This is a genomic window from Neoakkermansia glycaniphila (genome assembly GCF_900097105.1).
GTDB classification, from domain to species: domain Bacteria; phylum Verrucomicrobiota; class Verrucomicrobiia; order Verrucomicrobiales; family Akkermansiaceae; genus Akkermansia; species Akkermansia glycaniphila.
The window spans coordinates 563,851-589,106 of record NZ_LT629973.1 but is presented as its reverse complement, the minus strand read 5'-3'; the positions used below and the strand labels follow the sequence as shown (position 1 = coordinate 589,106).

At 58.5% G+C, this 25,256-nt stretch carries 22 protein-coding genes and 2 tRNA genes; 13 read left to right on the top strand and 11 right to left on the bottom strand.

The window, feature by feature from the left end; all coding sequences use genetic code 11:
• Positions 1 to 37: 37 nt before the first annotated feature.
• Entirely contained in the window at positions 38 to 1,453 is a 1,416-nt protein-coding gene (locus PYTT_RS02405) for an SLC13 family permease (protein WP_067776379.1), read from the bottom strand.
• 149 nt (positions 1,454 to 1,602) lie between these two features.
• Here PYTT_RS02405 and PYTT_RS02400 point away from each other — a divergent pair, with 149 nt between their 5' ends.
• Both PYTT_RS02400 and PYTT_RS02395 read left to right on the top strand, forming a co-directional pair.
• The gene (locus PYTT_RS02400) at positions 1,603 to 2,556 is read left to right on the top strand and encodes an aldo/keto reductase (protein ID WP_067776374.1); all 954 of its coding nucleotides are present in this window, start codon (positions 1,603 to 1,605) and stop codon (positions 2,554 to 2,556) included.
• 63 nt (positions 2,557 to 2,619) lie between these two features.
• Positions 2,620 to 3,234, top strand: a complete 615-nt coding sequence (locus PYTT_RS02395; protein WP_156850313.1) for a hypothetical protein — start codon at positions 2,620 to 2,622, stop codon at positions 3,232 to 3,234.
• Between the two features lie 111 nt (positions 3,235 to 3,345).
• On the opposite strand, the gene PYTT_RS02390 is transcribed toward PYTT_RS02395, so the two are convergent.
• From PYTT_RS02390 to PYTT_RS02355, 8 genes are all read right to left on the bottom strand, one after another.
• Complete coding sequence (locus PYTT_RS02390; protein WP_067776592.1) at positions 3,346 to 4,164, bottom strand: class II aldolase/adducin family protein; 819 nt, start codon at positions 4,162 to 4,164, stop codon at positions 3,346 to 3,348.
• A gap of 102 nt (positions 4,165 to 4,266) precedes the next feature.
• Complete coding sequence (gene fucK, locus PYTT_RS02385; RefSeq protein ID WP_067776366.1) at positions 4,267 to 5,703, bottom strand: L-fuculokinase; 1,437 nt, start codon at positions 5,701 to 5,703, stop codon at positions 4,267 to 4,269.
• Between the two features lie 187 nt (positions 5,704 to 5,890).
• Complete coding sequence (locus PYTT_RS02380) at positions 5,891 to 7,669, bottom strand: L-fucose isomerase (RefSeq protein ID WP_067776364.1); 1,779 nt, start codon at positions 7,667 to 7,669, stop codon at positions 5,891 to 5,893.
• Between the two features lie 27 nt (positions 7,670 to 7,696).
• Positions 7,697 to 9,091 (bottom strand): L-fucose:H+ symporter permease, encoded by a 1,395-nt coding sequence (fucP, locus tag PYTT_RS02375; protein WP_067776361.1) that lies wholly within the window; start codon positions 9,089 to 9,091, stop codon positions 7,697 to 7,699.
• A gap of 108 nt (positions 9,092 to 9,199) precedes the next feature.
• On the bottom strand, positions 9,200 to 9,946 hold the full coding sequence (locus PYTT_RS02370) for a serine aminopeptidase domain-containing protein (protein ID WP_197677910.1): 747 nt from the start codon (positions 9,944 to 9,946) through the stop codon (positions 9,200 to 9,202).
• A gap of 23 nt (positions 9,947 to 9,969) precedes the next feature.
• A complete protein-coding gene (locus PYTT_RS02365; protein ID WP_067776359.1) occupies positions 9,970 to 10,566 on the bottom strand; it encodes a riboflavin synthase in 597 nt (198 codons plus the stop codon).
• Positions 10,567 to 10,572: 6 nt separating this feature from the next.
• The gene (locus PYTT_RS02360) at positions 10,573 to 12,312 is read right to left on the bottom strand and encodes a putative Na+/H+ antiporter (protein ID WP_067776357.1); all 1,740 of its coding nucleotides are present in this window, start codon (positions 12,310 to 12,312) and stop codon (positions 10,573 to 10,575) included.
• Between the two features lie 92 nt (positions 12,313 to 12,404).
• The gene (locus PYTT_RS02355; RefSeq protein WP_067776352.1) at positions 12,405 to 12,770 is read right to left on the bottom strand and encodes a hypothetical protein; all 366 of its coding nucleotides are present in this window, start codon (positions 12,768 to 12,770) and stop codon (positions 12,405 to 12,407) included.
• Positions 12,771 to 12,813: 43 nt separating this feature from the next.
• Here PYTT_RS02355 and PYTT_RS02350 point away from each other — a divergent pair, with 43 nt between their 5' ends.
• Positions 12,814 to 14,949 (top strand): excinuclease ABC subunit UvrB, encoded by a 2,136-nt coding sequence (locus PYTT_RS02350; RefSeq protein ID WP_067776349.1) that lies wholly within the window; start codon positions 12,814 to 12,816, stop codon positions 14,947 to 14,949.
• A gap of 68 nt (positions 14,950 to 15,017) precedes the next feature.
• Here the strand turns inward: PYTT_RS02350 and PYTT_RS02345 are convergent, their stop codons facing one another.
• On the bottom strand, positions 15,018 to 15,434 hold the full coding sequence (locus PYTT_RS02345; protein ID WP_067776347.1) for an SEL1-like repeat protein: 417 nt from the start codon (positions 15,432 to 15,434) through the stop codon (positions 15,018 to 15,020).
• A gap of 53 nt (positions 15,435 to 15,487) precedes the next feature.
• Positions 15,488 to 16,147: an alpha/beta hydrolase family protein gene (locus PYTT_RS02340; protein WP_067776344.1), complete on the bottom strand. Its 660-nt coding sequence runs from the start codon at positions 16,145 to 16,147 to the stop codon at positions 15,488 to 15,490.
• Between the two features lie 215 nt (positions 16,148 to 16,362).
• On the opposite strand from PYTT_RS02340, the gene PYTT_RS02335 reads away from it, so the two are divergent.
• From PYTT_RS02335 to rpoB, 10 genes are all read left to right on the top strand, one after another.
• Positions 16,363 to 16,437: transfer RNA gene (locus tag PYTT_RS02335), tRNA-Thr, on the top strand.
• 40 nt (positions 16,438 to 16,477) lie between these two features.
• Complete coding sequence (gene tuf / locus PYTT_RS02330) at positions 16,478 to 17,659, top strand: elongation factor Tu (protein ID WP_067776340.1); 1,182 nt, start codon at positions 16,478 to 16,480, stop codon at positions 17,657 to 17,659.
• A gap of 103 nt (positions 17,660 to 17,762) precedes the next feature.
• Positions 17,763 to 17,838 (top strand) — tRNA-Trp (locus tag PYTT_RS02325).
• A gap of 39 nt (positions 17,839 to 17,877) precedes the next feature.
• Positions 17,878 to 18,105, top strand: coding sequence for a preprotein translocase subunit SecE (locus tag PYTT_RS02320; protein WP_067776338.1), 228 nt, complete (start codon positions 17,878 to 17,880; stop codon positions 18,103 to 18,105).
• A gap of 19 nt (positions 18,106 to 18,124) precedes the next feature.
• The gene (nusG, locus tag PYTT_RS02315) at positions 18,125 to 18,778 is read left to right on the top strand and encodes a transcription termination/antitermination protein NusG (RefSeq protein WP_067776335.1); all 654 of its coding nucleotides are present in this window, start codon (positions 18,125 to 18,127) and stop codon (positions 18,776 to 18,778) included.
• A gap of 67 nt (positions 18,779 to 18,845) precedes the next feature.
• Complete coding sequence (rplK, locus tag PYTT_RS02310) at positions 18,846 to 19,274, top strand: 50S ribosomal protein L11 (RefSeq protein WP_067776329.1); 429 nt, start codon at positions 18,846 to 18,848, stop codon at positions 19,272 to 19,274.
• Positions 19,275 to 19,330: 56 nt separating this feature from the next.
• A complete protein-coding gene (rplA, locus tag PYTT_RS02305) occupies positions 19,331 to 20,032 on the top strand; it encodes a 50S ribosomal protein L1 (protein ID WP_067776324.1) in 702 nt (233 codons plus the stop codon).
• 23 nt (positions 20,033 to 20,055) lie between these two features.
• Positions 20,056 to 20,559, top strand: coding sequence for a 50S ribosomal protein L10 (gene rplJ, locus PYTT_RS02300; protein WP_067776320.1), 504 nt, complete (start codon positions 20,056 to 20,058; stop codon positions 20,557 to 20,559).
• A 143-nt stretch (positions 20,560 to 20,702) separates the two neighbouring features.
• Positions 20,703 to 21,074, top strand: a complete 372-nt coding sequence (gene rplL, locus PYTT_RS02295) for a 50S ribosomal protein L7/L12 (protein ID WP_067776315.1) — start codon at positions 20,703 to 20,705, stop codon at positions 21,072 to 21,074.
• A 189-nt stretch (positions 21,075 to 21,263) separates the two neighbouring features.
• On the top strand, positions 21,264 to 25,247 hold the full coding sequence (gene rpoB, locus PYTT_RS02290; RefSeq protein WP_067776313.1) for a DNA-directed RNA polymerase subunit beta: 3,984 nt from the start codon (positions 21,264 to 21,266) through the stop codon (positions 25,245 to 25,247).
• Positions 25,248 to 25,256 lie beyond the last annotated feature (9 nt).

Below are 25,256 nucleotides of genomic sequence, written 5' to 3'. Positions count from 1 at the left end.
AAAGTGCGGCTTGCGGAGGATGATGGCGTACCGGGGCTTACATCCAGAAGAGGTAGGCCCACCCGGCCTTGATGACGATGAGGACGAGATCGACGGTGAGTCCGATGCGGATCATGGCGGATTGGGGTACTTTGCCGGAGGCGTAGGCGATGGCATTGGGCGGGGTGGAGACGGGGAGCATGAAGGCGCAGGATGCGCCGATGCCGATGAGCAGGACGAGAGGTTCCGCCGGAATGCCCATTTCAGCGGCGACGGTGACCATGAGGGGGGCGACGAGGGCGGCGCTGGCGGTGTTCGAGCAGAATTCCGTGAGGAGGGAGATGAATGCGCTGACGATGAGGAGGAAGAAGAAGGTGCTGTGCCCCGCGCTGAGTTCGGTCATTTGGGCGGCGAGGAAGTGCCCCGCTCCGGTTTTCATGAGGATAGAGCTGAGCGTGATGCCGCCGCCGAAGAGGAGGAGGACGCCCCAGTCCGTGTTTTTGACGATGGCGGTCCAGTTGATGACTCCCGAGACGGCGAGCAGGACGACGGCGCAGAGGGCGATCATGGCGTCCATTTCGGCAAAGTTGCCGAGCAGGCCGGAGATGAAGCTGCTGCACATCCAGCAAAGGGCGATGAGGGTGAAGAGGCCGAGGACTCGTTTCTGTTTCCCGTCCAGTTTGTCGCGCCCCGCTTCCTTGCTGGCGGCGGATATTTCCTTGTCTGCCTGGATGTTGAGGGTGAGTTTCGGGCGAAGCATGAGCCACATGACGGCGAAGACGACGACTCCGAAGACGCATGCGACCGGGAAGCCGACGAGGAACCAATCATAGAATCCCATGCCGAGCTCATGCGCGGCGATGGCGTTCGGCGGGGAGCCGACGAGGGTGCCCATGCCGCCGATGGAGGCGCTGTACGCGACGCCGAGGACGGCGAAGATCCATGTGGTTTTGTATTTCTCTCCGTCCACTTCCGACATGAGGCCGATGACGAGCGGCAGCATCATGGCTGCTGTGGCGGTGTTGGACATCCACATGGAGAGGAACGCGGTCGCCATGAAGATGAGGCCGAGAGCGAGCCATAGTTTTCCCTTGGAGAAGCGGAGTATTTTCCCGGCAAGCCACGAGTCGATTTTCTGTTCATGCAAGGCTCCGGCGAGGGCGAAGCCTCCGAAGAAGAGGAAGATGATGGGATCGGAGAATCCCACCATGGCCGATTTGCCCGGCAGAATGCCGAGCATCATGGCAAGTACGGGTACCATGAGGGCGGTGATGGTGACGTGGACGGCTTCCGTCAACCACAGGACGGCGATGAATGCGAGGATGGCGAGTCCTTTGGAGACTTCCGGGTCGAGAGGCAGCCAGAAGAGCATGGCGAAGAAGAGGAGTACGTCGCACAGCAGGATGATGTAGTTGCGGTGGCCTTTCGAGGAGTCTTTGGTCAGTTGTTTGGCGGAAAGCGTTTTCTTCTTCATGGGGGGAAATTCGTGGTGCCGTTCTTTTTTACATCTACGCTTTTTTACGGGAAAGTCAAGAAGATACATGCCTGCGTCGCGAATCCGCCTATGCGTGGAGTACGGTTCCATGCTTGCGTTCACCGTATGCGAAGTGTAGGATAGTGGCGATGAATTACAGACGTTGCGGCAGGAGTGGCATTCTTCTTCCCGAGATCAGTCTCGGGTTGTGGCACAATTTCGGAGAGACTTCGACGGTGGACGAGAGCTATGCCCTGCTGGCGAAGGCTTGCGATCTCGGTATTACCCATTTCGATCTGGCGAACAATTACGGCCCGCCTTCCGGAGCTGCGGAAGCCCGGCTCGGCGAGCTGATGGAGAAGGGGTTCCGCACGCACCGGGACGAGGTGGTGATTTCGACGAAGGCGGGGCATCTGATGTGGGACGGGCCTTACGGGGACTGGGGTTCCCGCAAGCATTTGTTGGCGAGCCTCGATCAGTCGCTCCGTCGGATGAAGCTGGATTATGTGGATATTTTCTATTCGCACCGTCCCGATCCCGAGACGCCTCTTGAGGAGACGATCGGAGCTCTGGTGACGGCAGTGCAGAGCGGACGGGCGTTGTATGCGGGTATTTCCAAGTACCCGCCGGAGCTGGCGCGCCGTGCTTGCGCCCTGCTGAAGGATGCGGGGGTGCCGTGCCTGATTCACCAGTTCCGCTACAATATGATGGAGCTGTCTCCCGAGGAGGGTTTGCTCGATACGCTGAAGGAAGAGGGAGTGGGCGGCATCGCCTTTTCACCGCTGGCTCAGGGTGTGCTGACCGGGAAGTATCTTGCGGGCGTGCCCGGCAGTTCGCGGGCGGCGAGCGGGTCGGTTTTCCTGACGGAAGACCGGCTGGAGCCGACGCGGCAGAAGGTGGCCGCTCTGGATGCCTTTGCGCGCGAACATGGCCGGGAATTGACGCAGCTTGCCTTGCGGTGGGTTCTTCGCAAGCAGGAGGTGACGTCCGCCCTGATTGGTGCGCGTACGGTGGAGCAGCTGGCCGATTGTGCGGCTTGCCTCGATTCCCCGGCTTTAACTGAGGCAGAGTGCCGCGCGCTGGATGTGCTGTTGCGGGAGTGACCTGGATACGTGTTTCAGGAGCCTGATCAGCGGGATCGGAAGGCAGACAACAAAGACAGCCCTATGAAAGATGTATGTATGAGAATCGCCGGTTCATTCGCGGCGGTGTTTGCGGTTGCGTGCCAGTCGGAGAAACCGGAACCGGAGTTTTCGTTGGCCAGGATGGTAGAGATGCGCGAGCCGTTCGTTTGCCCCGATGTATCGTCGCGGACCGTCAAGGCTCCGAAAAGCCTGGCGGGGAAGAGAGTCGTGATTCGCGAGGGGGAACGCCCGGAGGTTTCGTGGAATAAACAGCCGCAATTGGGGGATCGCTCTCGCGATGGCTGGTCGGTATGGAGTCCTTGGAAATACCGTTGGGGTTTGGAATCGGCCTTGATTCTGGATTTCTCGTCCGGAGACGATGTGAAGGAGACGCACCGCATGAACGACGGGCAGGATTGGACTCGTTCGATGACCTATGGCAGGAAGGATGGAGGGCGCAAGGGTGTTGTTTTCGAGTATATCCCGACCGCGGCGATGATTCCCGGGCCGCCCGGATATTTCGGTACGGAGTGGTCCCTGTATTTTACGGCGCCCGATCGCGGGTATGCCGTGCGGGAGAATTTTCATGAATGGGCCGGCGAGCGCGTGCGCGGTTATTGTTTTATGGTGGAAGATTCTCCTCGGAAGTTACAATGAGTTCTTCCCTTGGTGCCTGTTGTATTTGCGGAAGCGAGATGAATGCAATGAAAAGGCAGCGACCGGAAAGGCCGCTGCCTGAAGTTGCAAGATGTTGCGAATAGCTTCGGTTTACTTTTTGCTGGGGCGGCCCAGCGTATAACCGGCGTATTCGCTCATGTTGTACAGGGGCTGGCCTTCCGGTACGGTGTAGCCGAGGGCTTTACGGATGGCGAGGAAGTCTTCGACGCCGTCTTCGGGTACCTGATTGAGCGGTGCCTTGTGGAGTCCGGCAAGGAGAACCATGCGGCAGTAGGCATCGGCATTTTCCATGAACCAGTAGGCTTCTTCGACGTGCCGCGCACCGGTGATGACTCCGTGGTTTTCCATGAAGACGACGGTGGACTGGCGGGAGGCTTCGGCGACGGCTTTGGCGGTTTCCGGAGAGCCGGGGGTGCCGTAGGGAGCCAGCGCGATGTGGCCGAGGAAGATGTCCGCTTCGGGGTTGATGCCGGATGGGGGAACTGCGCCTGCGAAGAGGAAGGCGTTGCAGCACGGCGGATGGGCGTGGATGCAGGAGTTGACACCGACTTCGCGCATCATGGCGATGTGGGTTTTGACTTCGCTGGTGGAGGGGCGGTAGCCTGCCTTCTGGCGGCCTTCCATGTCCACGAGGCAGATGTCTTCTACCTTCATGTAGCCTTTGGAGCAGAGGGTCGGAGAGCAGAGGACGAGGTTTTTGGCAACGCGTACGGAGATGTTGCCGCCGTTGCCGTCCACATAGGCGCGCTGCCACAGGCGGCGGCCCATGTCGCACATGCGTTCCTTGATGACGACGATTTCAGGAGAATGGAAGAAGGCTTCGACTTCTTCGGGAGTTTTCGGATCATGGTTTTCCCACGGGAAAACATAATCGGGAAGCGGCGGTTTGATGGACCAGTCTTCAGACATAATGATGATGTGGTGGTGTAAGACGACGGCAGTGTAGCATGTTTGCGGTCGGATGACGATTGTTTTGTTGCGACATTCGCCCGGCATGCTGTTGCCGCGAGGTTATGCGTCGTGCATGGAGGCGGCGAGGGTTGCGTAGTCCGCCTGCTGTGCGCCGGGGAGGTAGGTGTCGTATTCGATGCCGAAGGCGGTGCGTGCCGCTTCGGGAGAGGGGTAGATGCCAGCTCCGCTGAAGGCGAACATGGATGCGCCGAGGACGGTGCTTTCCGAGACTTTGGAGACGAGGATGGGCATGCCGAGAACGTCTGCTCGCATTTGAGTCCAGATTTTGTTGCGGGCTCCGCCTCCGACGAGGAGGAGGCTTGCCGCCTTGAAGCCGCCGACGGATTCGAGGCGTGCGAGGCGGGTTTTCAGGCGGTAGGTGAGGGCTTCCATGGCGGCGCGGTAGATGTGGCCGCGGGTGCGCCCGAGGATGAGGCCTTCTATGGAGCCGGGCATGGGGTCGGATGGCAGGAAGTTGGGGATGAGGCGGACGCCGTGCGAGCCGGGGGCGATGGCTGCGGCTTCTTCATCCATGGTGTCGTAGTTGGCTCCCTGGTAGCAGGTGGATTTTACCCATTCGATGATGCCGGAGGCGATCCACTGGAGGCCGGGGTTGAGAAGGGCGGGGTCGCTGTCGTATTCGGCTGTGGCTCCGGCGGCGTAGTCGGCTGCGCCGAGGTCGGCTTTTTCGGCGCGTACCATGAGGATTTCCCATGTGCCGGAGGAGAGGACGGGCTGGTTTTTTTCGGCTCCGGAGCCGAAGACGGCGAACTGGGTGTCGTGGCCGGTGGAGACGACGGGTATGCCGGAGGCGGGGAGGCCGAGGTTGGCGGCGGCTTCCGGCGTGAGGGCGCCGATGGTTTTTCCTGCGTTGACGATGGGCGGGAAGAGTTCTTTGCGTACGCCGATGGCCTGAAGAATTTCATCGGAGAAGTTGCCCGTGCGCAGGTCGGTGAGCTGGGAGGTGCCGGCCATGGTGCGGTCGGTGGCCATGACTCCGGTGAGGCGATGGGCGAGGATGTTCGAGATGAAGAGCCATGCGTGGGCCCGGTCGAGGAGTTCCGGGCGGTTTTCCTTGAGCCAGACGAGTTTGTAGATGGTGTTGAAGGCGAATTCCCCAACGCCGGAGAGGGCGTTCAGTTTGTCCTGGGGGATGTAGTCTCCGATGCGTTTCATGATTTCCGCCGTGCGTGGGCATTTCCACGAGATGACGGGGTAGAGGAGGCTGCCTTTTTCATCGACGAGCGCACCGTCCACGCCGAAGGTGGTGATGGTGACGGCTTTGACCTGTGAGGCATCGACGGTTGCAAGGGCTTCGCGTGCGCATGCGGAGAGCTGGGCAAGGATGCGGTCGGCGTCCCACATATGGTAGCCGGGATTTTCGTCGCCGGGTTTGGTGGAATTGGGCTGGGAGGCTTTGCCGACGATCCGGCCGCGGTCGTCGACGATCATGGCGCGTACATTGGTCGCGCCGCAGTCAAGACAAAGAACAAGCATGGTAGGGAAGGAAAAAGCCACAGATTTCACAGATTGGCACAGACGGGACGGAAACCGGAAAAGGGAAGAACGTATCGAGACCGAAAGGATGAGTTCCTTGCTGGAACCGGGATGCGTTCATTTTTCCATGCTTATTACCAATCTGTGCGTATCTGCGTAATCTGTGGCTATTTAATAGTTAGTTGATTCAATATTTGCCGTACAGCGGGCCGTAGTTCTGGCAGGCGCGGAAGTCGGCGCCTTCGAGATCCGTGGTGCCGTGGAGGCCCCATGCGGTCGGACGGTAGACTTCGCCGTCGGCTACGTTGTGGGCGTAGACGGGGATGCGGAGCATGGAGGCCATGGTGAGGATGTCCGCACCGATGTGGCCGTAGGTGAAGGCTCCGTGGTTGGCGCCCATGTTGGCCATGACGTTGTAGACGTCCGTGAAGGCACCCTTGCCGGTGAGGCGCGGAGCGAACCATGTGGTCGGCCAACCCGGATCGGTACGTTCGTCGAGGGTCTTGTGGACTTCGGCGGGGAGTTCGACGCTCCAGCCTTCGGCGACGATGAGGACGGGGCCGAGGCCTTTGACGATGTTGAGGCGCGTCATGGTGAGCGGAGCGCCGCCCTTGGATGCGTAGCGCAGGGAGTAGCCGCCGCCGCGGAAGTATTCGCGGTTGGCCGGGCACCATGTGGCCTGGTCGATCATTTTCTTGGCATCTTCCTTCGTGACGTCCCAGTGCTTTTTCATGACGGGCTTGCCATCCTTGTCGGTGCAGGCGAGGCAGCCGTCGAGAGCGGCCGAACCGGAGTTGATGAGGTGGATGATGCCGTCTTTGGCATGGCCTTCGAGGGTGTAGCCGGTGACGCGTTTGACGGCATCGGGGCTCCAGTAGGTGCGGACGTCGGCGAAGACGTTGGCCTGCCCGGTGAGGAGGTAGCCGAAGAGGAGGCAGGCTCCGTTGAGGGAGTCGTTTTCCGTGGCGAAGGGCATGGGTGCGCGCGGGCCGTTCCAGTCGAAGGTGGAGTTGAGGAGGGATTCCGCGATGTCGCCGTTCGGGTAGAAGTCGGTCCAGTGGCGCTGGCCCTGGAAGCCGCCTGCGATGGCCTGGTAGCCCATGGCTTCTTCGGCGCGGTCTTTGGCGACGAGTTTCGGGTTGCCCTGCATCATGTCGCGGAAGATCATGGCCATGAGGACGCTTTCTTCAAAGGTTTTGCGGCGGCCTGCTTCGTCGAGCTTGAGGTCGGCGCGGTTGCGGTCGTCGGCGAATTTGAATTCGGCGTCGGCCCATTGCATGGCGAGCTTGAATTCTTCTTCGTCGTAGATTTTCTGGTCCATGCGGCGGCGGACTTCGGTCATGTCGATGGCCTGTACGCGCATGCCGAGGTAGGTTTCCCAGAAGGATTGGTCGACGATGGAGCCGGCGATGCCCATGGAGCATCCGCCGATGGAGAGGTATCCCTTGCCGCGAAGTGTGGCGACGGCGAGGCCGGCGCGGCAGAAGCGAAGGATTTTTTCTTCGACGTCGGCGGGGATGGAGGTGTCACCCGCGTCCTGTACGTCTTTGCCGTAGATGGAGAATGCGGGGAAGCCTTTCTGGTTGAGTCCGGCGAGGGCGGCGGCGAGGTAGACGGCGCCGGGGCGTTCGGTTCCGTTGAAGCCCCAGATGGCTTTCGGCATGAAGGGGTCCATGTCGAAGGTTTCGCTGCCGTAGCACCAGCAGGGTGTGACGGAGAGGGAGACGCCTACGTTGTTGGCCTTGAATTTGTCGGCACAGGCGGCGGTTTCGGCAGGTCCGCCGATGCAGGTGTCGGCGATGATGCATTTGACGGGTTCGCCGGAAGCATGGCGGATGTTGGCTTCAATGAGCGCAGCGGCTCGTTTGGCCATGTTCATCGTTTGTTCTTCGAGCGATTCGCGGACGCCGAGGCGGCGGCCGTCGATGGTCGGACGTATGCCGATGGTGGGGAGTGTCGTTTTCATGATGATTTTTCTTCTATGATGGGAAGGTTATTGTTTGCCGCCGGAGGGAAGTTCTCCCGTGGCTTCAACGACGAAGGGGTTTTCTTCTTCGTCTTCAGGGGTGACATGGGTGTTGCGGAAGCGGATGCCATAGACCAGTACGATGACAAGGCATGCGGCGAGGATGTAGTAGGAGGAGCGGACGATGGCTTCGGCTTCCGGGAAGAGGCCCATGGTGGTCCATGAGAGGAAGTCGTGGTCGAGGTTCGCCGCAAAGATGGGGGGGACGGCAGCTCCGCCGAGGATGGACATGATGAGGCCGGCCGCTCCGAGTTTGGCATCGGGGCCGAGGCCTCGCAGGGCGATGCCGTAGATGGTCGGGAACATCAGGGAGAGGCAGGCGGAGATGGCGATGACGCAGATGAGGCCGCTCCATCCGGGCAGGTAGATGGCGCCGAGGCAGAGGAAGATGCCGATCACGGCGAGCAGGGACATCATGTTGGCCGGGTTGTATTTTTTCATCAGGGCCGTGCAGATGATGCGCATGACGATGAAGCATACCATGGCGTAGATGTAGTAGCTCATGCCGGAAGCCTGGTCGATTTGGACGGTTCTGACGGCGTAGTCGACGATGTACGCCCATGCCATGGTCTGGAGGCCTACGTAGAAGAATTGGGTGATGACGCCCCAGTAGTAGCGGGGGAGGCTCATCAGGCGTTTCAGGGTTGCCGTGAAGGATTGGCTGGGATCGTGGGCATCGCTCTTGTCTGCACCTGAGCCTTCGGGCATTTTGCGGAAGAAGATGATGAGCCACATGGCGATGGCGACGAGCGCCAGAATGACGTATGGGGTCGCCAGCCATTGCATGTTGCTGGATTGTTGTGCATCCGTCAGGGGTTGTGCCACCGTCGGTTCGATGAAGTTGGCGAAGATGATGAATTTGCCGATGACAAGGCCGATAAGGCAACCGACGGGGTTGAAGGCCTGAGCGAAGTTCAAACGGCGGACTGCCGTTTCCTGAGAGCCCATGGAGAGGACGTAGGGGTTGCAGCTCGTTTCGAGGATGGAGCATCCGCTGGCATAGATGAAGATGGATGACAGGCAGAGATCGTAGCTGTGGAAGATTGTGGACGGAATGTATCCCAGAACGCCGATGGCGAAGACGCCGAGGCCAAGCAATACGCCGGCTTTGTAGGAGTATCGTTTAACGATGATGGATGCGGGGATGGCGAGGAAGGCATAGGCGCCGTAATGCGCCGTCAGCGACATGGCCTTGCTCATGTTGGTCAACTCGGGGAAGACGCTTTGGAAGGCAGGAACGAGGGCTTCCGCCATGGCGTTGACGAGTCCCCACAGAGCAAAGCACGAAACCAGCAGGAGGAACGGAACGATGTACTGCTTCGGTACGACGGGTTCCGAATGGGGAGAGTTCTGGGATTGCATAGTTCTCATTTCTATCACAAGGCACCCCCTCCCTGTCAAGCCTAATTACGGAATATTGGAGGTGTGTTTTCGGAAGAGCGCAGGCGCAGTTCTTTTCGGCAGCGCGTTTCAGGTGTCCGGGTGTGTCTCGGAGAGGATGCCGAGTACTTCGCGGCAGATGCGCCGATGCTGTTCGGGTGTGCCTTTGTCGTCCATGTCTCCGTGGTTCATGTTTTCCAGCCGGATGAGCCCGATGCGGTGCCGGGTCAGCTCTTCTTCCGTGGGGATGACTCCGGGGTCGGCCTCGGTATTCGAGGCACGCAGGGTGTGGATGCGCGGAGCGGATGTGCGCGGGATGGGGTGGCGGAGGTGGTCGAGGGTGATGACGGTTCGTGCAAGTCCGGGGTGCGTGGCGGCGGCGAGCTGGGAGGTGTCTCCCCCGTTGGAATGCCCGATGAGGATGGTGTTGTGCCAGGGGAGGTCAGGGCGGAGCTTGCGGATGGTGCCGTGTACGTGGAGGATGTTGCCGACGCCTCGCTGCCAGTTGGGCATGCGTTCGCGGTAGAGGTCGCCGCTCATGGCAAGGAGGTCGTCTCCGGGGAGTTCGTGCTGGATGCTGAGGACGTAGTAGCCTTGTTGCGCCAGCGTGCGAGTGAGGTAGGAGTAGGCGCGGTAGGAGCCGCCTTTGTTTCGGTCGTAGCCGTGGTTGAAGATGACGATTCCGCGGATGCTGCCGGATTCGGGGCTGTAGATGGCGACGGGGATTTGCCTGCTGCGGGCGGTGTCGTAGAGGGTGAAGGCGTATTCATCGGCTGCCGGAAGCTGGCTGATGCCGATGCAGGGAGCCAGAGCGAGCCATGAGAGGGTGGTGTTCACGGTGGATGGGAGGACGCGTGCCGTCAGGCTTCCGTCCGTGCGGCGAAGAGTTTTTCCATGTATTTCGCGAGCATGTCCACTTCGATGTCGACGACGGTGCCGGGCTGAGCCTTGCAGAGGTTGGTGCGGGCGAAGGTGTGCGGGGTGATCCAGAATTCAAGGATGCTGCCTCTGATGGAGGCGATGGTGAGAGAGATTCCGTCGATGGCGATGGAGCCTTTGTCGATGCAGTAGCGGGTGTATGCTTCCGGAATGCGGACGGTGATTTTGTGGTCCTGCCCGACGGGTTCGACGGCGACTATTTCTCCGCAGGCGTCCACATGCCCCATGACGAAGTGGCCGCCGAGGCGGTCGGAGTTTTTCATGGCCCGTTCCAGATTGACGATGTTTCCTTCGTGCAGGGTGCCGAGGGAGGTGACGCGCATGGTCTGGGTGAGGAGGTCGAAAGATACCCGGTTGTTGTCGATGGCGTCCACCGTGAGGCAGCAGCCGTTGACGGCAACGGAGTCGCCGAGGGAGAGTTCGGCGGCGAAGGGTATTTCAAGCGTGTAGCGAGCGCCTTCCGCAATGGGAATCATGGAGGCGATGCGCCCTGTGCATTCTACGAGTCCGGTAAACATGAGAGGTCAATGGCCGAAGGCCGTGAAGAAGATGTAGACGATGGCAGTCGGGAAGAGGGCCCAGAGGAAGAGCCAGACGGGGTTGATGCCTTTGAAGAATTTGCCGAGGATGGCCTGGCCCGCCGGGTTGGGCGCGTTGGCGATGACGGTGAGGCCGCCCCCGGTGACTGCGCCTGCGACGACAGAGTATTTGATGTTGTCCGTCAGATCGGGTACGGTAGAGGCGAGGTAGGTGACGGCTGCGTTGTCGTTGAATGCCGTGAGGATGGTTGCTCCGGCCATGGTGGCGCTGTCGCCGAGGCTTTGCAGGAGGGGTTCGAGCCACCAGCCCTGCGTGCCGCCGAGGATGACGAGGCCTGCCAGGAAGAAGGCGACGAGCATGGGTACCTTGATGGAGAATTCGTTCTGGTACTGAGGGGTGGCGATGGTGAAGCCGATGAAGAACATGAAGCCTCCGATGAAGATGGCCGGGCTATGGGCGAAGTAGACGGTCCATGCGAGGAAGAAGAGGCTGATGATGTAGACCCAGATGGGGATGACGTCCTGACGGTCTTCCCATGAGGTGGGGGTGGCATCGTCGAAGGCGCTGTTTTCACGCTGGACCTGGTGCAGCCGTTTGAATTCCTTGCGGAAGATGAAGAAGTAAACGATGTTGGAGATGAGGATGGCGCAGAGGGATTTCCAGCCGAAGTGCTGGATCATGTGGGCCATGCCCCAACCCCATTTTTCGGCGACCATGACGATGGGCGGTGCGGCAAAGCTGGAGAGGGTGCCGCCGATGGAGATGTTGACGAAGAGAAGGGCCAGCGTGGCGTACATGAGGGGCTTGCTGGGCTTGAGCTGGTAGAATTTCTTCGCCAGCAGGATGGCGGCGAGGGTCATGGCTGCGGGTTCCGTGATGAAGGAGCCGAGGAGCGGAGCCAGGCAGATGACGGAGAGCCACCATGCAGCCGGGGAGCCTTTGCCGAGGCTGGCTCCGAGTTTCAGGGTGTTTTCCGCAAGGCGGTAGATCGGGCGCGAGGAGGCGATGATCATGATGACGGCCACGAAGAGGGGTTCCGTGAAGGAGCAGTCGTGGTCGATGTAGAGTTTGAGGTCCTGAAAGCTGTAGAATTCGTGGCAGACGAAGGCGAAGGGGATGATCCAGATGCCGAAGACGACTTCGATTTCCCCGAGGAAGTGGAAGATGGAGGATTTGAAGGAGACGGGGATGCGCTGTTCGGGGTGTTCGAGCCGGAAACCGGAGGCGGCGAGTTTGGCTTTGTGCCGCCGGGCCAGTTCGTGGGAATAGCGCTGGAATTTGCCGGCAAGGAAGGTATGCAGGACGGCTCCGAAGAAGATGAGGGTGACGGCCAGGTTGAACGGCTCCATGCGTACGCGGTTGACCAGTTTTTCGATCAGCGGCAGGTTGGAGTCGTGGTACTGGTTCAGTGGCCTGGGAAAGGCACTGTACTGGTCGCCTGTGCCCGTTTGTTCATGGGTGTATTTGGGCTTGGCGTGGTGAATGTGGATGTTGGCCGTTTTGGTGTCTTCTGCGGAGGCTTGTCCGGCGGCATCGGACGAGAGTGTTGTCGGTGTTGCGACCGGTTGTTCACGGTTTTCTGCGGGAGCGGCAGCCGACTGGGGAGCGGCGGGCGCTGGTGTGGCGGCGGGTTCCTGTGCCGGCAGGTGGCCCAGCATGAGGAACAGAGCTGCGCAGAAGATGAAACGGCGCGATTGGATGAAATCGCGGATGATGGTCTGCATGCGTATCACAGCAGGAACTTTATTAAAAAAAGGACGCCATGGCGAGCTTTTTTTAATAATCGGCTTTTTCTGAATATCTTATGAAATTTATTCTATTGGGCCGATTCCAATGCGCCGAGGTATTGGACAAAGATGAGGCTGATTTTCAACGCCAGAGCCATGCTCATGCCCCAGACGATGGCAATGGTGAGGCGCCTTTTGGGCGAGAGCTTTTTGGCGCGTGCCAGCATGAAGAAGAGGATGGCCTGAACCAGAGAGGAGATGATGATGCCCATGGTGTTGGAGAGGCCGCACAGGGAGATCAGGAATGCGAGAGGCTGGATGAAGGCGGTCAGCAGGAGCATGAGGTCGGTGCCGCCCATCAGGCCGAGGACGACTGCACTCGGCGCGATGACGCAAAGAAGAAGCGTCGCCGTCGACTTTTTGGAGTATCTTTCTTCCTGCGTAGGGATGTACATGGCGATTAGGGTGCCTTGTTCCCTGCGTTTTGTCAATCACGTTATGATCTTCCGCCTCGAATCTCCCTTTGCTCCTTCCGGCGACCAGGGGCAGGCCATTGCCAAGCTTCTGAAGTCTCTGGACAGGGGCAACAAGCATCAGTGCCTGCTGGGCGTGACGGGGAGCGGCAAGACTTTTACGCTGGCGAATATCATCGCAAGGCAGGATCGGCCCGTGCTGCTTCTTTCCCACAATAAGACTCTGGCAGCACAGCTGTATTCCGAGTTGAAGGCGTTTTTTCCGCATAATGCAGTGGAGTATTTCGTTTCGTATTTCGATTATTATCAGCCGGAGGCCTATATCGCCAGTACGGATACCTATATTGAGAAGGATTCCGCCATCAATGACGAGATCGACCGCCTGTGCCTGAATGCGATGCGCTCGCTGTTGCTTCGCCGGGATGTGATTGTGGTGGCTTCCGTATCCTGCATTTACGGCCTCGGCGCGCCGGAGGATTACAAGGAGTTGTGCCTGACGGTGAAGCAGGGCGATCTGATGGATCGCGATTCGCTGTTGCGGCATCTGGTGGAGCTGTTGTTCGAGCGCAATGATTTCGAGTTTCAGCGCGGGAGGTTTCGCGTACGCGGCGATGTGGTGGAGGTGTATCCGGCGCAGAGCGACGGCGAGGCGATCCGCATTGAGTTTTTCGGCGATGAGGTTGATCGCATTTCCCTGACAGACGCGCAGACGGGGAAGGTGCGCGAGCGGCTGGATTCCTATTTGTTTTTCCCGGTGAAGCAGTATGTTTCTCCGGTCGAGAAGCGTTTGCCCGCGATGGATGCGATCCGGCAGGAGCTGAAGGAGCGCGTGGCTTGGCTGGAATCGCACAATAAGCTGATCGAGGCGCAACGGTTGAAGATGCGGACGGATTACGATTTGGAGCTGATTCACGAGCTGGGGTTCTGTAAGGGGATCGAGAATTATTCCCGCCATTTGTCCGGCAGGGCGGTGGGAAGTGCGCCTTCGACGCTGATGGATTATTTTCCGAAGGATCATTTGACGATTATCGACGAGAGCCATGCGACTGTGCCGCAGATCGGCGGGATGTACGAAGGAGATCGCAGTCGCAAGCAGAATCTGGTCGATCACGGGTTCCGTCTGCCGAGCGCGCTGGACAACCGTCCGCTGAAGTTCGACGAGTTCATGGAGCGGCAGAGCCAGATTATTTATGCATCGGCGACTCCCGGCGCCTTTGAGCTGGTGAATTGCCGCGGAGATAATAAGGGAGGCTATATTCCCATCCGCAAGGCGAAGCGCAAAGGCGAGGCTCCTCCCGAGGATTTCCGAGGGGTGTTTTACCAGTCGTTGCGCGATATTCGCGTGGAACCGAACCCGTCAACGGCTCCGGTGGAGGATTTTCATCCCGAACGGCTCGGTTCACCGCTGATCGTGGAGCAGATCATTCGTCCGACGGGGCTGCTGGAGCCGAAGATTACGCTGAAGCCGCTCGAAGGGCAGATCGACGCGACGATCGAGCTTTGCCACGACCGCGTGGCGAAGGGTGAGCGCGTGCTGGTGACGACGCTGACGAAGAAGACGGCGGAGGATTTGTCCGATTATCTCCGCAACGTCGGGCTGAAGGTGGAATATATCCATGCGGATGTGGATGCGATCGAGCGTGTGGAGATATTGCGCTCCCTGCGCAGCGGCAAGGTGGATATTCTCGTCGGCATCAATCTGCTGCGCGAGGGGCTCGACCTGCCGGAAGTGTCCCTGGTGTGCATTCTGGATGCGGACAAGGAAGGGTTTTTGCGTAATGAAACATCGCTTGTGCAGACGGCCGGCCGTGCGGCACGCCATGAGCACGGAGAATGCGTGCTGTTTTGCGATGTGGTGACGGAATCCATCCGCCGACTGCTGGAATTGTCGGATTACCGGCGCAGCATTCAACAAGCCTACAATGAGGCGCACGGTATTGTGCCTCATACCGTGAATCGCCCCGTGCAGGAGCCTCTGAGGCTTTACACGCCCGATGATGAGGACGAGTATGGGGATTTGATGGCCGGCGAATCCGGAGAAGATGTGGAAGGGGCCGTGCGCAAGCTGGAGAAGGAGATGAAGGAGGCATCGTCCCGGCTTGATTTCGAGTTGGCCGCCGTTCTCCGCGACAAGATTCGGGAATTGCGAGGGGAGAGCTGATTGCCATGCAGAAAAAAGGCTTCTCAGCTGTCTTGCCAAGAAGCCTGAAAGGAAGAAATGCCGTTTTTCTATTTCTTCGCGGGCTGGATACGGCGTGCATCGGCGCGGAGCTTGTCGGCCTTGCGGTCGTCTTCCCGTACGCCTGCACCTTCATCGTAAAGTTCGGCCAGCAGGATCATCGCGGCGGCATCTCCGGCATCAGCCAGTTTCTGCAAGCCTTCGGCGGCCTGGGCGAACAGCTTTTCAGCCTGGGCTTCGTCTTCCTTCAATCCGCCGTCACCTTCGTCGAGGAGGACGGCATGGACGTACATGGCTACGGGTTCTCCTTTGGCGGATTCGGCCACGATGGTTTCCACGTCTTCCCATGCCTTCCCGGCGCACTGGTAGCCGCCGGACGGGTTCTTGCGGACATGGTCTTCCGGATCGGCCATGGCGGGCAGGGCCATGGCTGCGGCCAGAATGAGCGGTATCAGTTTCTTGTTCATAGGAGACCATCCTAGCTGGCCGGAGCTGTGATGTCAATGTGATTCATAAACAGTTATACGGACAGGGAACGCACGATTTTTTGCATGGCTGCCAGCGCTCCCGGCGAGCCGTGGGACGCATCGGTCAGGAAGGGCAGGGGGCGGTTGTGCGCGTAACGATGTCCGTCTGAAGCGATGGCGGAAGAGTCGAATGTGAGGTTCATATCCGCATCGCCGCAATGCCCCCATCGGCCGCCGATGCGGGGAATGGTGTCGATCGGCGTGAATGGGCCTGTCAGGTGGCAGTTGATCCAGTGCCTGATGCCGCCTGCGCGGTGGGAGGGCTGGCGTCGGCTGACCGCATCGAGCGTGAGCAGAAGAACGTTGTCGCGCCGGAACGGGAGCTGGCGGAGGATGTGCATGGCCGCCGAGGCTCCGTAGCTGTGCCCGCAGAGGAGCAGCGCGGCATCGGGGTGGCTTTCGGAACAGGCGGAAAGATCATGCAGAATGCGCGAGCATCCGTCGTGCAGCATGCCGAGGCTCCCGCCGTCCCAATGGTAATAGGCCCGCCATTCGGTCTCCGGATTCTCCGGAAAGGAAACGCGCTGCATGGTTTTGAAAAAAGCTCCAGTCAGCCAGTCTCCGAAGCCTCCGATGAAGACGGTGATGCACGATGGGACAGCCTTGCCGGACGAAGGGGAGGGCAGCGGTTCCTGAGTATAGATCAGCGGCATGGAGGCAGTATTCCACGGAAACGGAATTCGTGCAAGCGTGGAGCGGTAAACATGACGAATTTTATAAATTGCTTAAATATAGAATGTTGGGTGATTTGTTCATGAGAAAGTGAGAAATTTTGATGAAAAAGACGACTTTATCATTGACGCCGGAGGTAAAAGTATGTACATTAGCCGCCGCTTACGTCCAAGTGCGGACGATTAATCGAAGTGATGCTTCTGTAGCTCAGGGGTAGAGCGCATCCTTGGTAAGGATGAGGTCGCGGGTTCAATTCCCGCCAGAAGCTCCATGCTTCACGAAAGATTAAGCAGCCCAACCCAATCAAGAATATGGCCAAAGAGCAATTCCAGCGCAATAAGACCCACGTGAACGTGGGTACGATCGGTCACGTTGACCACGGCAAAACTTCTCTTACAGCTGCAATCACTTCCGTGCTTGCGAAGAAAGGTTACGCCGAGCAGAAGAAGTATGACGAAATCGACGGTGCTCCCGAAGAACGCGAGCGCGGTATTACCATTTCCACCGCCCACGTCGAATACGAAACCGACAATCGTCACTATGCACACGTCGACTGCCCCGGTCACGCCGACTATGTGAAGAATATGATCACGGGTGCTGCCCAGATGGACGGCGCTATTCTCGTTGTTTCCGCTGCTGACGGCCCCATGCCGCAGACCCGCGAACACATCCTTCTTGCTCGTCAGGTGGGTGTTCCCTACATCGTTGTGTTCATGAACAAGATGGACCTTGCTGACCCCGAACTTGCCGAGCTCGTGGAAATGGAAATTCGCGAACTTCTTTCCTCCTACGACTTCCCGGGCGACGACATTCCGATCGTCAAGGGTTCCGCTGTCAAGGCTCTTGAAGGCGACGCCGATGCCGAACAGGCTATCCTCGACCTCATGGACGCCGTTGACGCATACATCCCTGCTCCTGAACGTCCGATCGATCAGCCCTTCCTTCTCCCGGTTGAAGACGTGTTCTCGATCTCCGGCCGTGGCACCGTTGCTACCGGTCGTATCGAACGCGGTATCGTCAAGAAGATGGAAGAAGTCGAAATCGTCGGTATCCGTCCGACCGCCAAAACTTCCGTTACGGACATCGAAATGTTCCGCAAGCTCCTCGATCAAGGCCAGGCCGGTGACAATGTCGGTCTCCTCCTTCGCGGTATCAAGAAGGAAGAAGTCGAACGCGGTCAGGTGATCGTGAAGCCGGGTTCCGTGAAGCCGCACACCAAGTTCACTGCTGAAGTGTACGTTCTTTCCAAGGAAGAAGGCGGCCGCCACACCCCGTTCTTCAACAACTATCGCCCGCAGTTCTACTTCCGCACGACGGACGTGACTGGCTGCGTGACGCTCCCCGAAGGCACCGAAATGGTGATGCCGGGCGACAATGTGACGGTGACTGTTGAGCTCATCACCCCGATTGCTATGGAAAAGACCATGAAGTTCGCTATCCGCGAAGGTGGTCGTACCGTTGGCGCCGGTCGCGTGAGCGAAATCCTCGCCTAATCTTTAAACACGGGTTGCAAGCAATTGCGCCCTTGGTCATAGGGGGGTGCCTGCCATCAAGGCAGGTATCCCCTGAAGATCAAAACAAGACAGAGAAGTATCTAGGGTAGTAGTTCAATTGGTAGAGCAGCGGTCTCCAAAACCGCAAGTTGTGGGTTCGAGCCCCTCCTACCCTGCCAGTCTTCTCTTTTTTCAATCTCCTCCTTCAGTACGATAGCATGTTCCGCAGAATTTCCCAGTATATCACCGAGATCAAGAGTGAATTGAAGAAGTGCTCATGGCCGTGGGAAAGCGATCCCAAAGTGCGCGGCTTCCGCAAATATCGTGAACTGTCGGGCTCCACTATCGTCGTTTTGATTGCGATGGTGCTTCTGGGGGCGTACGTCTCCCTTTTCGATCTCATTCTTGCCGCTATTGTCAATGGGACGATTACCGGCCTGAGCTAAACTTTTCCGATTGACCTCCATGTCCCGCATTTCCGATCGCCAAACCCGCACCTCCGTCAATCACACCGTTCCGGCTCCTCAGGAGCAGTGGTACGCTCTTCATGTGCTTTCAGGCAAGGAGCGTCGCGTCGTTGAAAACATCGCACGCCTCGTCAAGGAACAGGAACTGAGTTCCCTTATTTTCCAAACCCTCGTGCCGACCGAAAAGGTCGAGGATGTCCGTAACGGCAAGAAGTACGTTGTGGAACGCAAACTTTTCCCGGGCTATGTTTACATCAACATGGCTCTCCGCAATGAAGACGGTTCCCTGAACAATGACGCCTGGTACAAGATTCTCGCAGTCGACGGTGTCATCAGCTTCGCCAGCGGACGCCGCGAACCCCATCCGATGCGTGCCAGCCAGGTGGCCGATCTTCTCGCCCAGGTGGAAGCCTGCAAAGATATCGCCCGTCCGAAGGTCAGCTTCGAAGTGGGTGATTTCGTCAAGGTGCTCGACGGTGCTTTCCAGGGCCAGAACGGCAAGATCGAAGAAGTCGATGCCGACCACGGCAAGGTACGTGTGGGCGTTGAAATCTTCGGACGCACGACGCCCGTGGATCTGGACTACTCGCAGGTGGCTCTGCTGACGCCCGATGAACTCGAAGACCTCGAGCGGGCTCGGAACGCCAACTAATTTCCTTTTTCGCACTCCGGTTCGGCGTGCGAAAATCGTCTCCCTTCCCAGCTAAAATAATAATACCATGGCAAAAGAAGTAACAAAAATCATCAAACTGCAAATCGCTGCAGGCGCCGCCAATCCGTCGCCGCCCGTCGGTCCTGCCCTTGGTCAGGCCGGTGTGAACATTATGGCGTTCTGTAAGGAGTTCAACGCCGCCACGCAGAAGCAGGCCGGCGACGTCCTTCCCGTCGTGATCACCGTCTACAAGGACAAGTCCTTCTCGTTCATCACCAAGCAGCCCCCGGGCGCCAACCTTCTCAAGAAGGCTGCCGGCATTGCTTCCGGCTCCGGTGAACCGAACAAGAAGAAGGTCGCTACCCTTTCCAAGGCCAAGCTTATGGAAGTGGTTGCCGCCAAGATGCCCGACCTCAACACGAAGGATCCGGAACGCGCCGCCCGCATTCTTGCAGGCCAGGCCCGCCAGATGGGTATCGAAGTAGAAGGCTACTAAAGAAACTCTCGCAGGAGGGAATCATCAATCAACCCCGAACGAACTGCAAATATCATATGTCCAAAAAACGCAGCAAGCGCTATCAAGAAGCAGCCAAGCTTGTTACCCCCGGTAAGAGCTATGGCCTCACTGAAGCTGTGGAAACCATGAAGAGTTTCCCGGCTCCCAAGTTCGACCCCACGGTCACACTGTCCTTCCACCTGACGGTGGATCCCCGCAAGTCCGACCAGATGGTTCGCGGCAGCGTCGCTCTTCCTCACGGTACGGGTAAGAACGTCCGCGTCGTCGTTTTCGCCCAGGGCGAAGCGGCCGCCGCAGCTCTCGAAGCCGGTGCCGACGAAGTAGGTTTCGAAGACCTGATCAAGAAGGTACAGGGCGGTTATGTCGATTTCGACTCCGCTATTGCAACTCCTGACGCCATGGCAGAAGTTCGCAAGCTCGCCCGTATCCTCGGTCCGCGCGGCCTCATGCCGAACCCGAAGACGGGTACGGTGACGGAAGATCCTGCCAAGGCCGTGAAGGAAGTCAAGGCCGGTCGTGTCGACTTCAAGGTTGACAAGAGCGCCAATGTCTCCGCCGCTATCGGTAAGCTCTCCTTCTCGGACGAGCAGATTGTGGAAAATGCCCGCGCTTTGATCGACTCCGTCGTGAAAGCACGTCCGGCAGCCGCCAAGGGCGCCTATATCGAAGCCGCCACCATCGCCTGCGCCATGTGCCCCGGCCTTAGCGTCAGCCAGGCGGAAATCGCCAAGCTCTAAACTCAAGCACAGAATACACGAAAATGAATCCTGACAAGCGTATCATTATCGACGGTTTGTTCGAACGCGTGAACAATTCTCCGTTCCTGATCGTCATCGACTACACGGGCATTACTGTTCCTGAGTTTACTGGCATGCGTGCTTCCTTGTCCGACTGTGGCGCTTCCTGCCATGTCGCCAAGAACAACTTCATGCGTACGGCTCTGTCCGAAGCCGGTCTTCCGGACATCGGCGAACACCTCAACGGCCAGACGGCCTTCATCACGGGCAACAGCGATGTGTGCGCCGCCGCCAAGGTGGTCAATACCTTCGCCAAGGCTTCGAAGAAGGCTGCCTACAAGGTTGCTATTCTGGACGGTGCTGTTCTCAGCGCTTCCGAAATCCAGGCGATCGGCGATCTTCCTCCCCGCGAAGCACTTCTTGCGAAGTTGCTTGGTACGATCAACGCAGCCGGTTCCGCACTGGCACGTGTCATCCAGGCATACGTCGACAAGCAGGGCGAAGCTCCTGCAGAATCTGCAGAATAAACAATTTGAACAGAAGGCGGCGGCCTGATTCCCATCTGTCCGCCGCCCGATATCAAACGGTCCTCTGTCGGGCCTCCGGCCGGAGAACTGAAATGTTCGGGATGCCCCCGAACGCGACAAGAACCTAAACATACAATACTAAAATGGCTGATATTAATCAACTCGTAGAAGAACTGGGCAAGCTTACGATCCTCGAAGCTGCTGATCTCGTAAAGCGTCTCGAAGAAGCCTGGGGCGTTTCCGCCGCTGCTCCCGTAGCCGCTGCTGGCGCTGCCGCTCCCGCGGAAGCCGCTGAAGAAAAGACCGAATTCGACGTCGTCATCGCTGACGCCGGTTCCAACAAGATCGCCGTGATTAAGGCGGTGCGCGAAGTGAAGGCCGGTCTCGGTCTCGCTGACGCCAAGAAGCTTGTTGAATCCGCTCCCGCCGCCGTGCTGGAAGGCGTTTCCAAGGACGATGCCGCTGCTGCCAAGGCCAAGCTTGAAGAAGCCGGCGCCAAGGTGGAAGTCAAGTAAGTCGCTTGCTTTTCCCGGTATAGCAGGAGGAGATGTAGTCTCCTCCTGCTTGCGCGTATCGAAAAACGCGTCCTTGGAGGATCGACCGGAGAGCATCGTCTCATACGATGAGTTCCGGTCGGTTTTACCGAGCAAAAAAATGCCCTGCATCCGGGCCAAGGATGTACCACTCACCATCTCCGCCAGCACATGTTAAAGCCCAAGCAAGAGCGACTTAATTTCGGCAATATCAAGGAAGTCATTGATCCGCCCAATTTGATTGAGATCCAACTTCAATCCTATGCTGACTTTCTACAGCAGTTCACGAAGCCTGAAGATCGTCAGAAAATCGGTTTGCAGGCCGTTTTGAGCGAACATTTCCCGATCGAGAGCTACGATGGCACGATTCGGCTGGAGTTCGTTTCCTACGAGATTTCTCCTCCCAAAATGTCCGATTTCGCCGCCATCCGCAGCGGTGAAACGTTCAGCGCGTCTCTCGTGGTGAAGTTCAAGCTTGTTTGCGGCGATTACACGGCCGAAGAGGATGTGTACATGGGCGAAGTTCCCATGATGACGGAACGCGGTACGTTCGTGATCAACGGCGCCGAACGCGTGATCGTGGCCCAGCTGCACCGTTCGCCGGGTATCTGTTTCGAAAAGAGCAAGCACAGCAACGGCAAGGAGCTGTATTCCTTCCGCATTATTCCCGACCGCGGTTCCTGGCTTGAAGTTCAGTTCGACACGAACGATCTGATGTACGTGTTCCTCGACCGCCGCCGCCGCCGCCGCAAGTTCCTTTCGACGACATTCCTCCGCTATCTCGGCTACGAAACCGACCGCCAGATCGTCGAACAGTTCTATACCATTCAGAAGCTGACTCTGGCCGATGTGACGGGCGAAGAGCTTGAGTATCTCGTGCCCTTCGAAAACGTGACGCACGGCGACGGAGAAGACGGCGACAGCAAGAAGAAGGCGATCGTTGTGGCCAAGGCTTACGAGCCGCTCAATATGGCGACCGTCCAGAAGATGATGGATCTGGGCATCGAAGAAATCGACGTGATCGACCAGCGCGAAGAAGAAGTGCTGATCAGAACGCTGAAGAAGGATCCGGCACGTGACCGTGAATCCGCTCTGAAGGAGATTTACAAGAAGTTCCGCCCCGGCGATCCGACTTCCGTGCAGCAGGCCAGCACTCAGCTGGATCGTCTGTTCAAGGACGAGAAGAAGTACGACCTGACTCGCGTGGGCCGCTACAAGATCAACCAGAAGCTTGGCTTGACGACGTCTCTCGACAGCCGCCTGATCCAGTCTTCGGACTTCCTCGAAGCTCTGAAGTATTTGCTGCGCCTGAAGAACGGCGAAGGCATCATCGACGATATCGACCATCTCGGCAGCCGCCGCGTGCGAGCCGTGGGCGAATTGATGTCGAACCAGTGCCGCGTGGGCTTCGCCCGTACGGAACGCCTCGTGAAGGAACGTATGACTCTGTGCGATGCGACGCGCAACGATATTACGCCGAGCAAGCTGATCAATCCGAAGGCTCTGAGCGCCGTGGTGCGCGATTTCTTCGGCCGTTCCCAGCTGAGCCAGTTCATGGACCAGATCAATCCTCTGGCCGAGCTGACGCACAAGCGCCGTCTTTCCGCCCTCGGGCCGGGCGGTTTGAATCGTGACCGCGCCGGTTTCGAAGTGCGCGACGTTCATCCCTCCCATTATGGCCGTATCTGTCCGATTGAAACGCCGGAAGGCCCCAATATCGGTTTGATCAACTCTCTTTGCACCTATGCCCGCATCAACGAGTTCGGATTTATCGAAACTCCGTTCCGCCGCGTGAAGGATGGCGTGGTGAGCAAGGAAGTGGATTACCTGACGGCGGATATGGAAGAAAACTTCCTGATCGCCCAGGCGAACAATCCCATCGACGAGAAGGGCCGCTTTACATCCCACCGCGTGACCGCCCGTGAGCGCGGGGAGTTCCTTGAAGTGGATCCGATGAGCGTTCATTACATGGACGTGTCGCCGAAGCAGCTTGTTTCGATTGCCGCCGGTCTTATTCCTTTCCTTGAGCATGACGACGCCAACCGCGCACTCATGGGTTCGAACATGCAGCGCCAGGGCGTGCCGTTGATGGTTGCCGATGCTCCGCTTGTGGGCACGGGTCTCGAAGGCAAGGCCGCCCGCGATTCCCGCTCGGTCGTGCTGGCCGAAGCTCCGGGCATCGTGGCCGCCGCTTCCGCTGAGTATATCGTGACGACTCCCGATGGCGAGCTTCCCGTTTCGACGCAGGAGTTCCTCTCCAATCCGGAAGCCATTACGACGGATCGCGAGAAGGGTATCTACGTTTACGTTCTCCGCAAGTTCATGCGCTCGAATGCGGGTACCTGCATCAACCAGCGTCCGATCGTCGAACGCGGCCAGTCCATTCAGGCAGGCGATGTGATCGCCGACGGCCCGAATACCGACGGCGGCGAACTCGCTCTCGGCCGTAACGTGCTGGTGGCTTTCATGCCCTGGAACGGCTACAACTTCGAAGACGCCATCATCATTTCCGAACGCCTCGTGCAGCAGGACGCTTTCACCTCGATCCACATCGAAGAGTTCGAAGTGATTGCCCGCGATACGAAGCTCGGTGCGGAAGAAATCACACGCGACATTCCCGGCGTGGGCGATGAAGCTCTCAAGAATCTCGGTTCCGACGGTGTGATTCGCATCGGCGCCGAAGTGAAGCCCGGCGATATTCTCGTGGGCAAGATCACTCCCAAGTCCGAAACGGAACTTGCTCCCGAAGAACGCCTCCTGCGTGCCATTTTCGGCGAGAAGGCTGCCGACGTGAAGGATACTTCCCTCCGCGTGCCTCCGGGCTGTACGGGTATCGTGATGGATGTCCGCGTGGTTTGCAGCAATGCTCCGGGCGGCGACAATGTGGACGTGGACAATGAACTGCGCAAGCAGCTCAAGAAGGTCAACGAAGAGCACAAGAAGAAGACGGACGCCCTCATCGAACAGTTGACGAGCAAGCTTTCCGATATTCTTCTGGGTGAAAAGATCCCGTTGGAAGTGACGAAGGCCGGTACGAATGAGACGATCATTCCTGCCAATCGCAAGATCACGAAGACTCTGCTTCGCAAGCTTGCGCTGAACCACGACATGATCGAGATCGATCCTAGCCCGATCCGCAATACGATTTTCGACATTATCAATTCGTTCGATTCCCGCTTCCAGGATCTCGACGAAGAACGCGACCGCACGCTTGAGCAGATCGAGACGGGCAGCGATCTCGATCCGGGATTGGTGAGCGAAGTGAAGGTGTACATCGCGACGAAGCGCAAGCTCGGCGTCGGTGACAAGATGGCAGGCCGCCACGGTAACAAGGGTGTTGTCTCCCGCGTGCTTCCGGTAGCGGATATGCCGTTCCTGGATGACGGTACTCCGGTGGATATCATTTTGAATCCTCTGGGCGTGCCCTCCCGAATGAATGTGGGGCAGGTGCTTGAGACCCACCTCGGCGTGGCTGCGAAGGCTCTCGGCTTCAAGGTGGCCACCCCGGTGTTCGACGGTATCGCCGAACAGCAGATCTGGGATTACATGTCCCAGGCGAAGAAGGTGGACGGTTTCACGTGGATCGGCGACGGCAAGGACGGCTCTGTAGCCGGTAAGAGCCGCCTGATCGACGGCCTCACGGGCGAGCCTTTCCATCACCCGGTAGTGGTCGGCTACATCTACATGCTCAAGTTGAACCACTTGGTGGCAGACAAGGTTCACGCACGCGCCGTCGGCACGTACAGCCTTGTGACGCAGCAGCCTCTCGGCGGCAAGGCCCAGCACGGCGGCCAGCGTTTCGGGGAAATGGAAGTGTGGGCTCTCGAAGCTTACGGTGCAGCCTATACGCTGCAGGAACTCCTTACGGTGAAGTCCGACGACGTTCAGGGCCGTACCCGCATCTACGAATCCATCGTCAAGGGCGACAATTCGCTGGAAGCCGGTACTCCGGAATCGTTCAACGTGCTGATTAAGGAAATGCAGGCTCTCGGCCTGGATGTGCGCTTGACGACGAATGCCGAACGTCCGCTTTCCGAACTGAGTGAAGACGATCTTTTCGATTCCCTCATGTCCGGCGGGTTCGACTTCGGTTCCGACGATCCGTCGGACGTGGAGCCGCTCGATGTTTCCGATCTCGACGAAGACGAAGAATAATATTCCAAC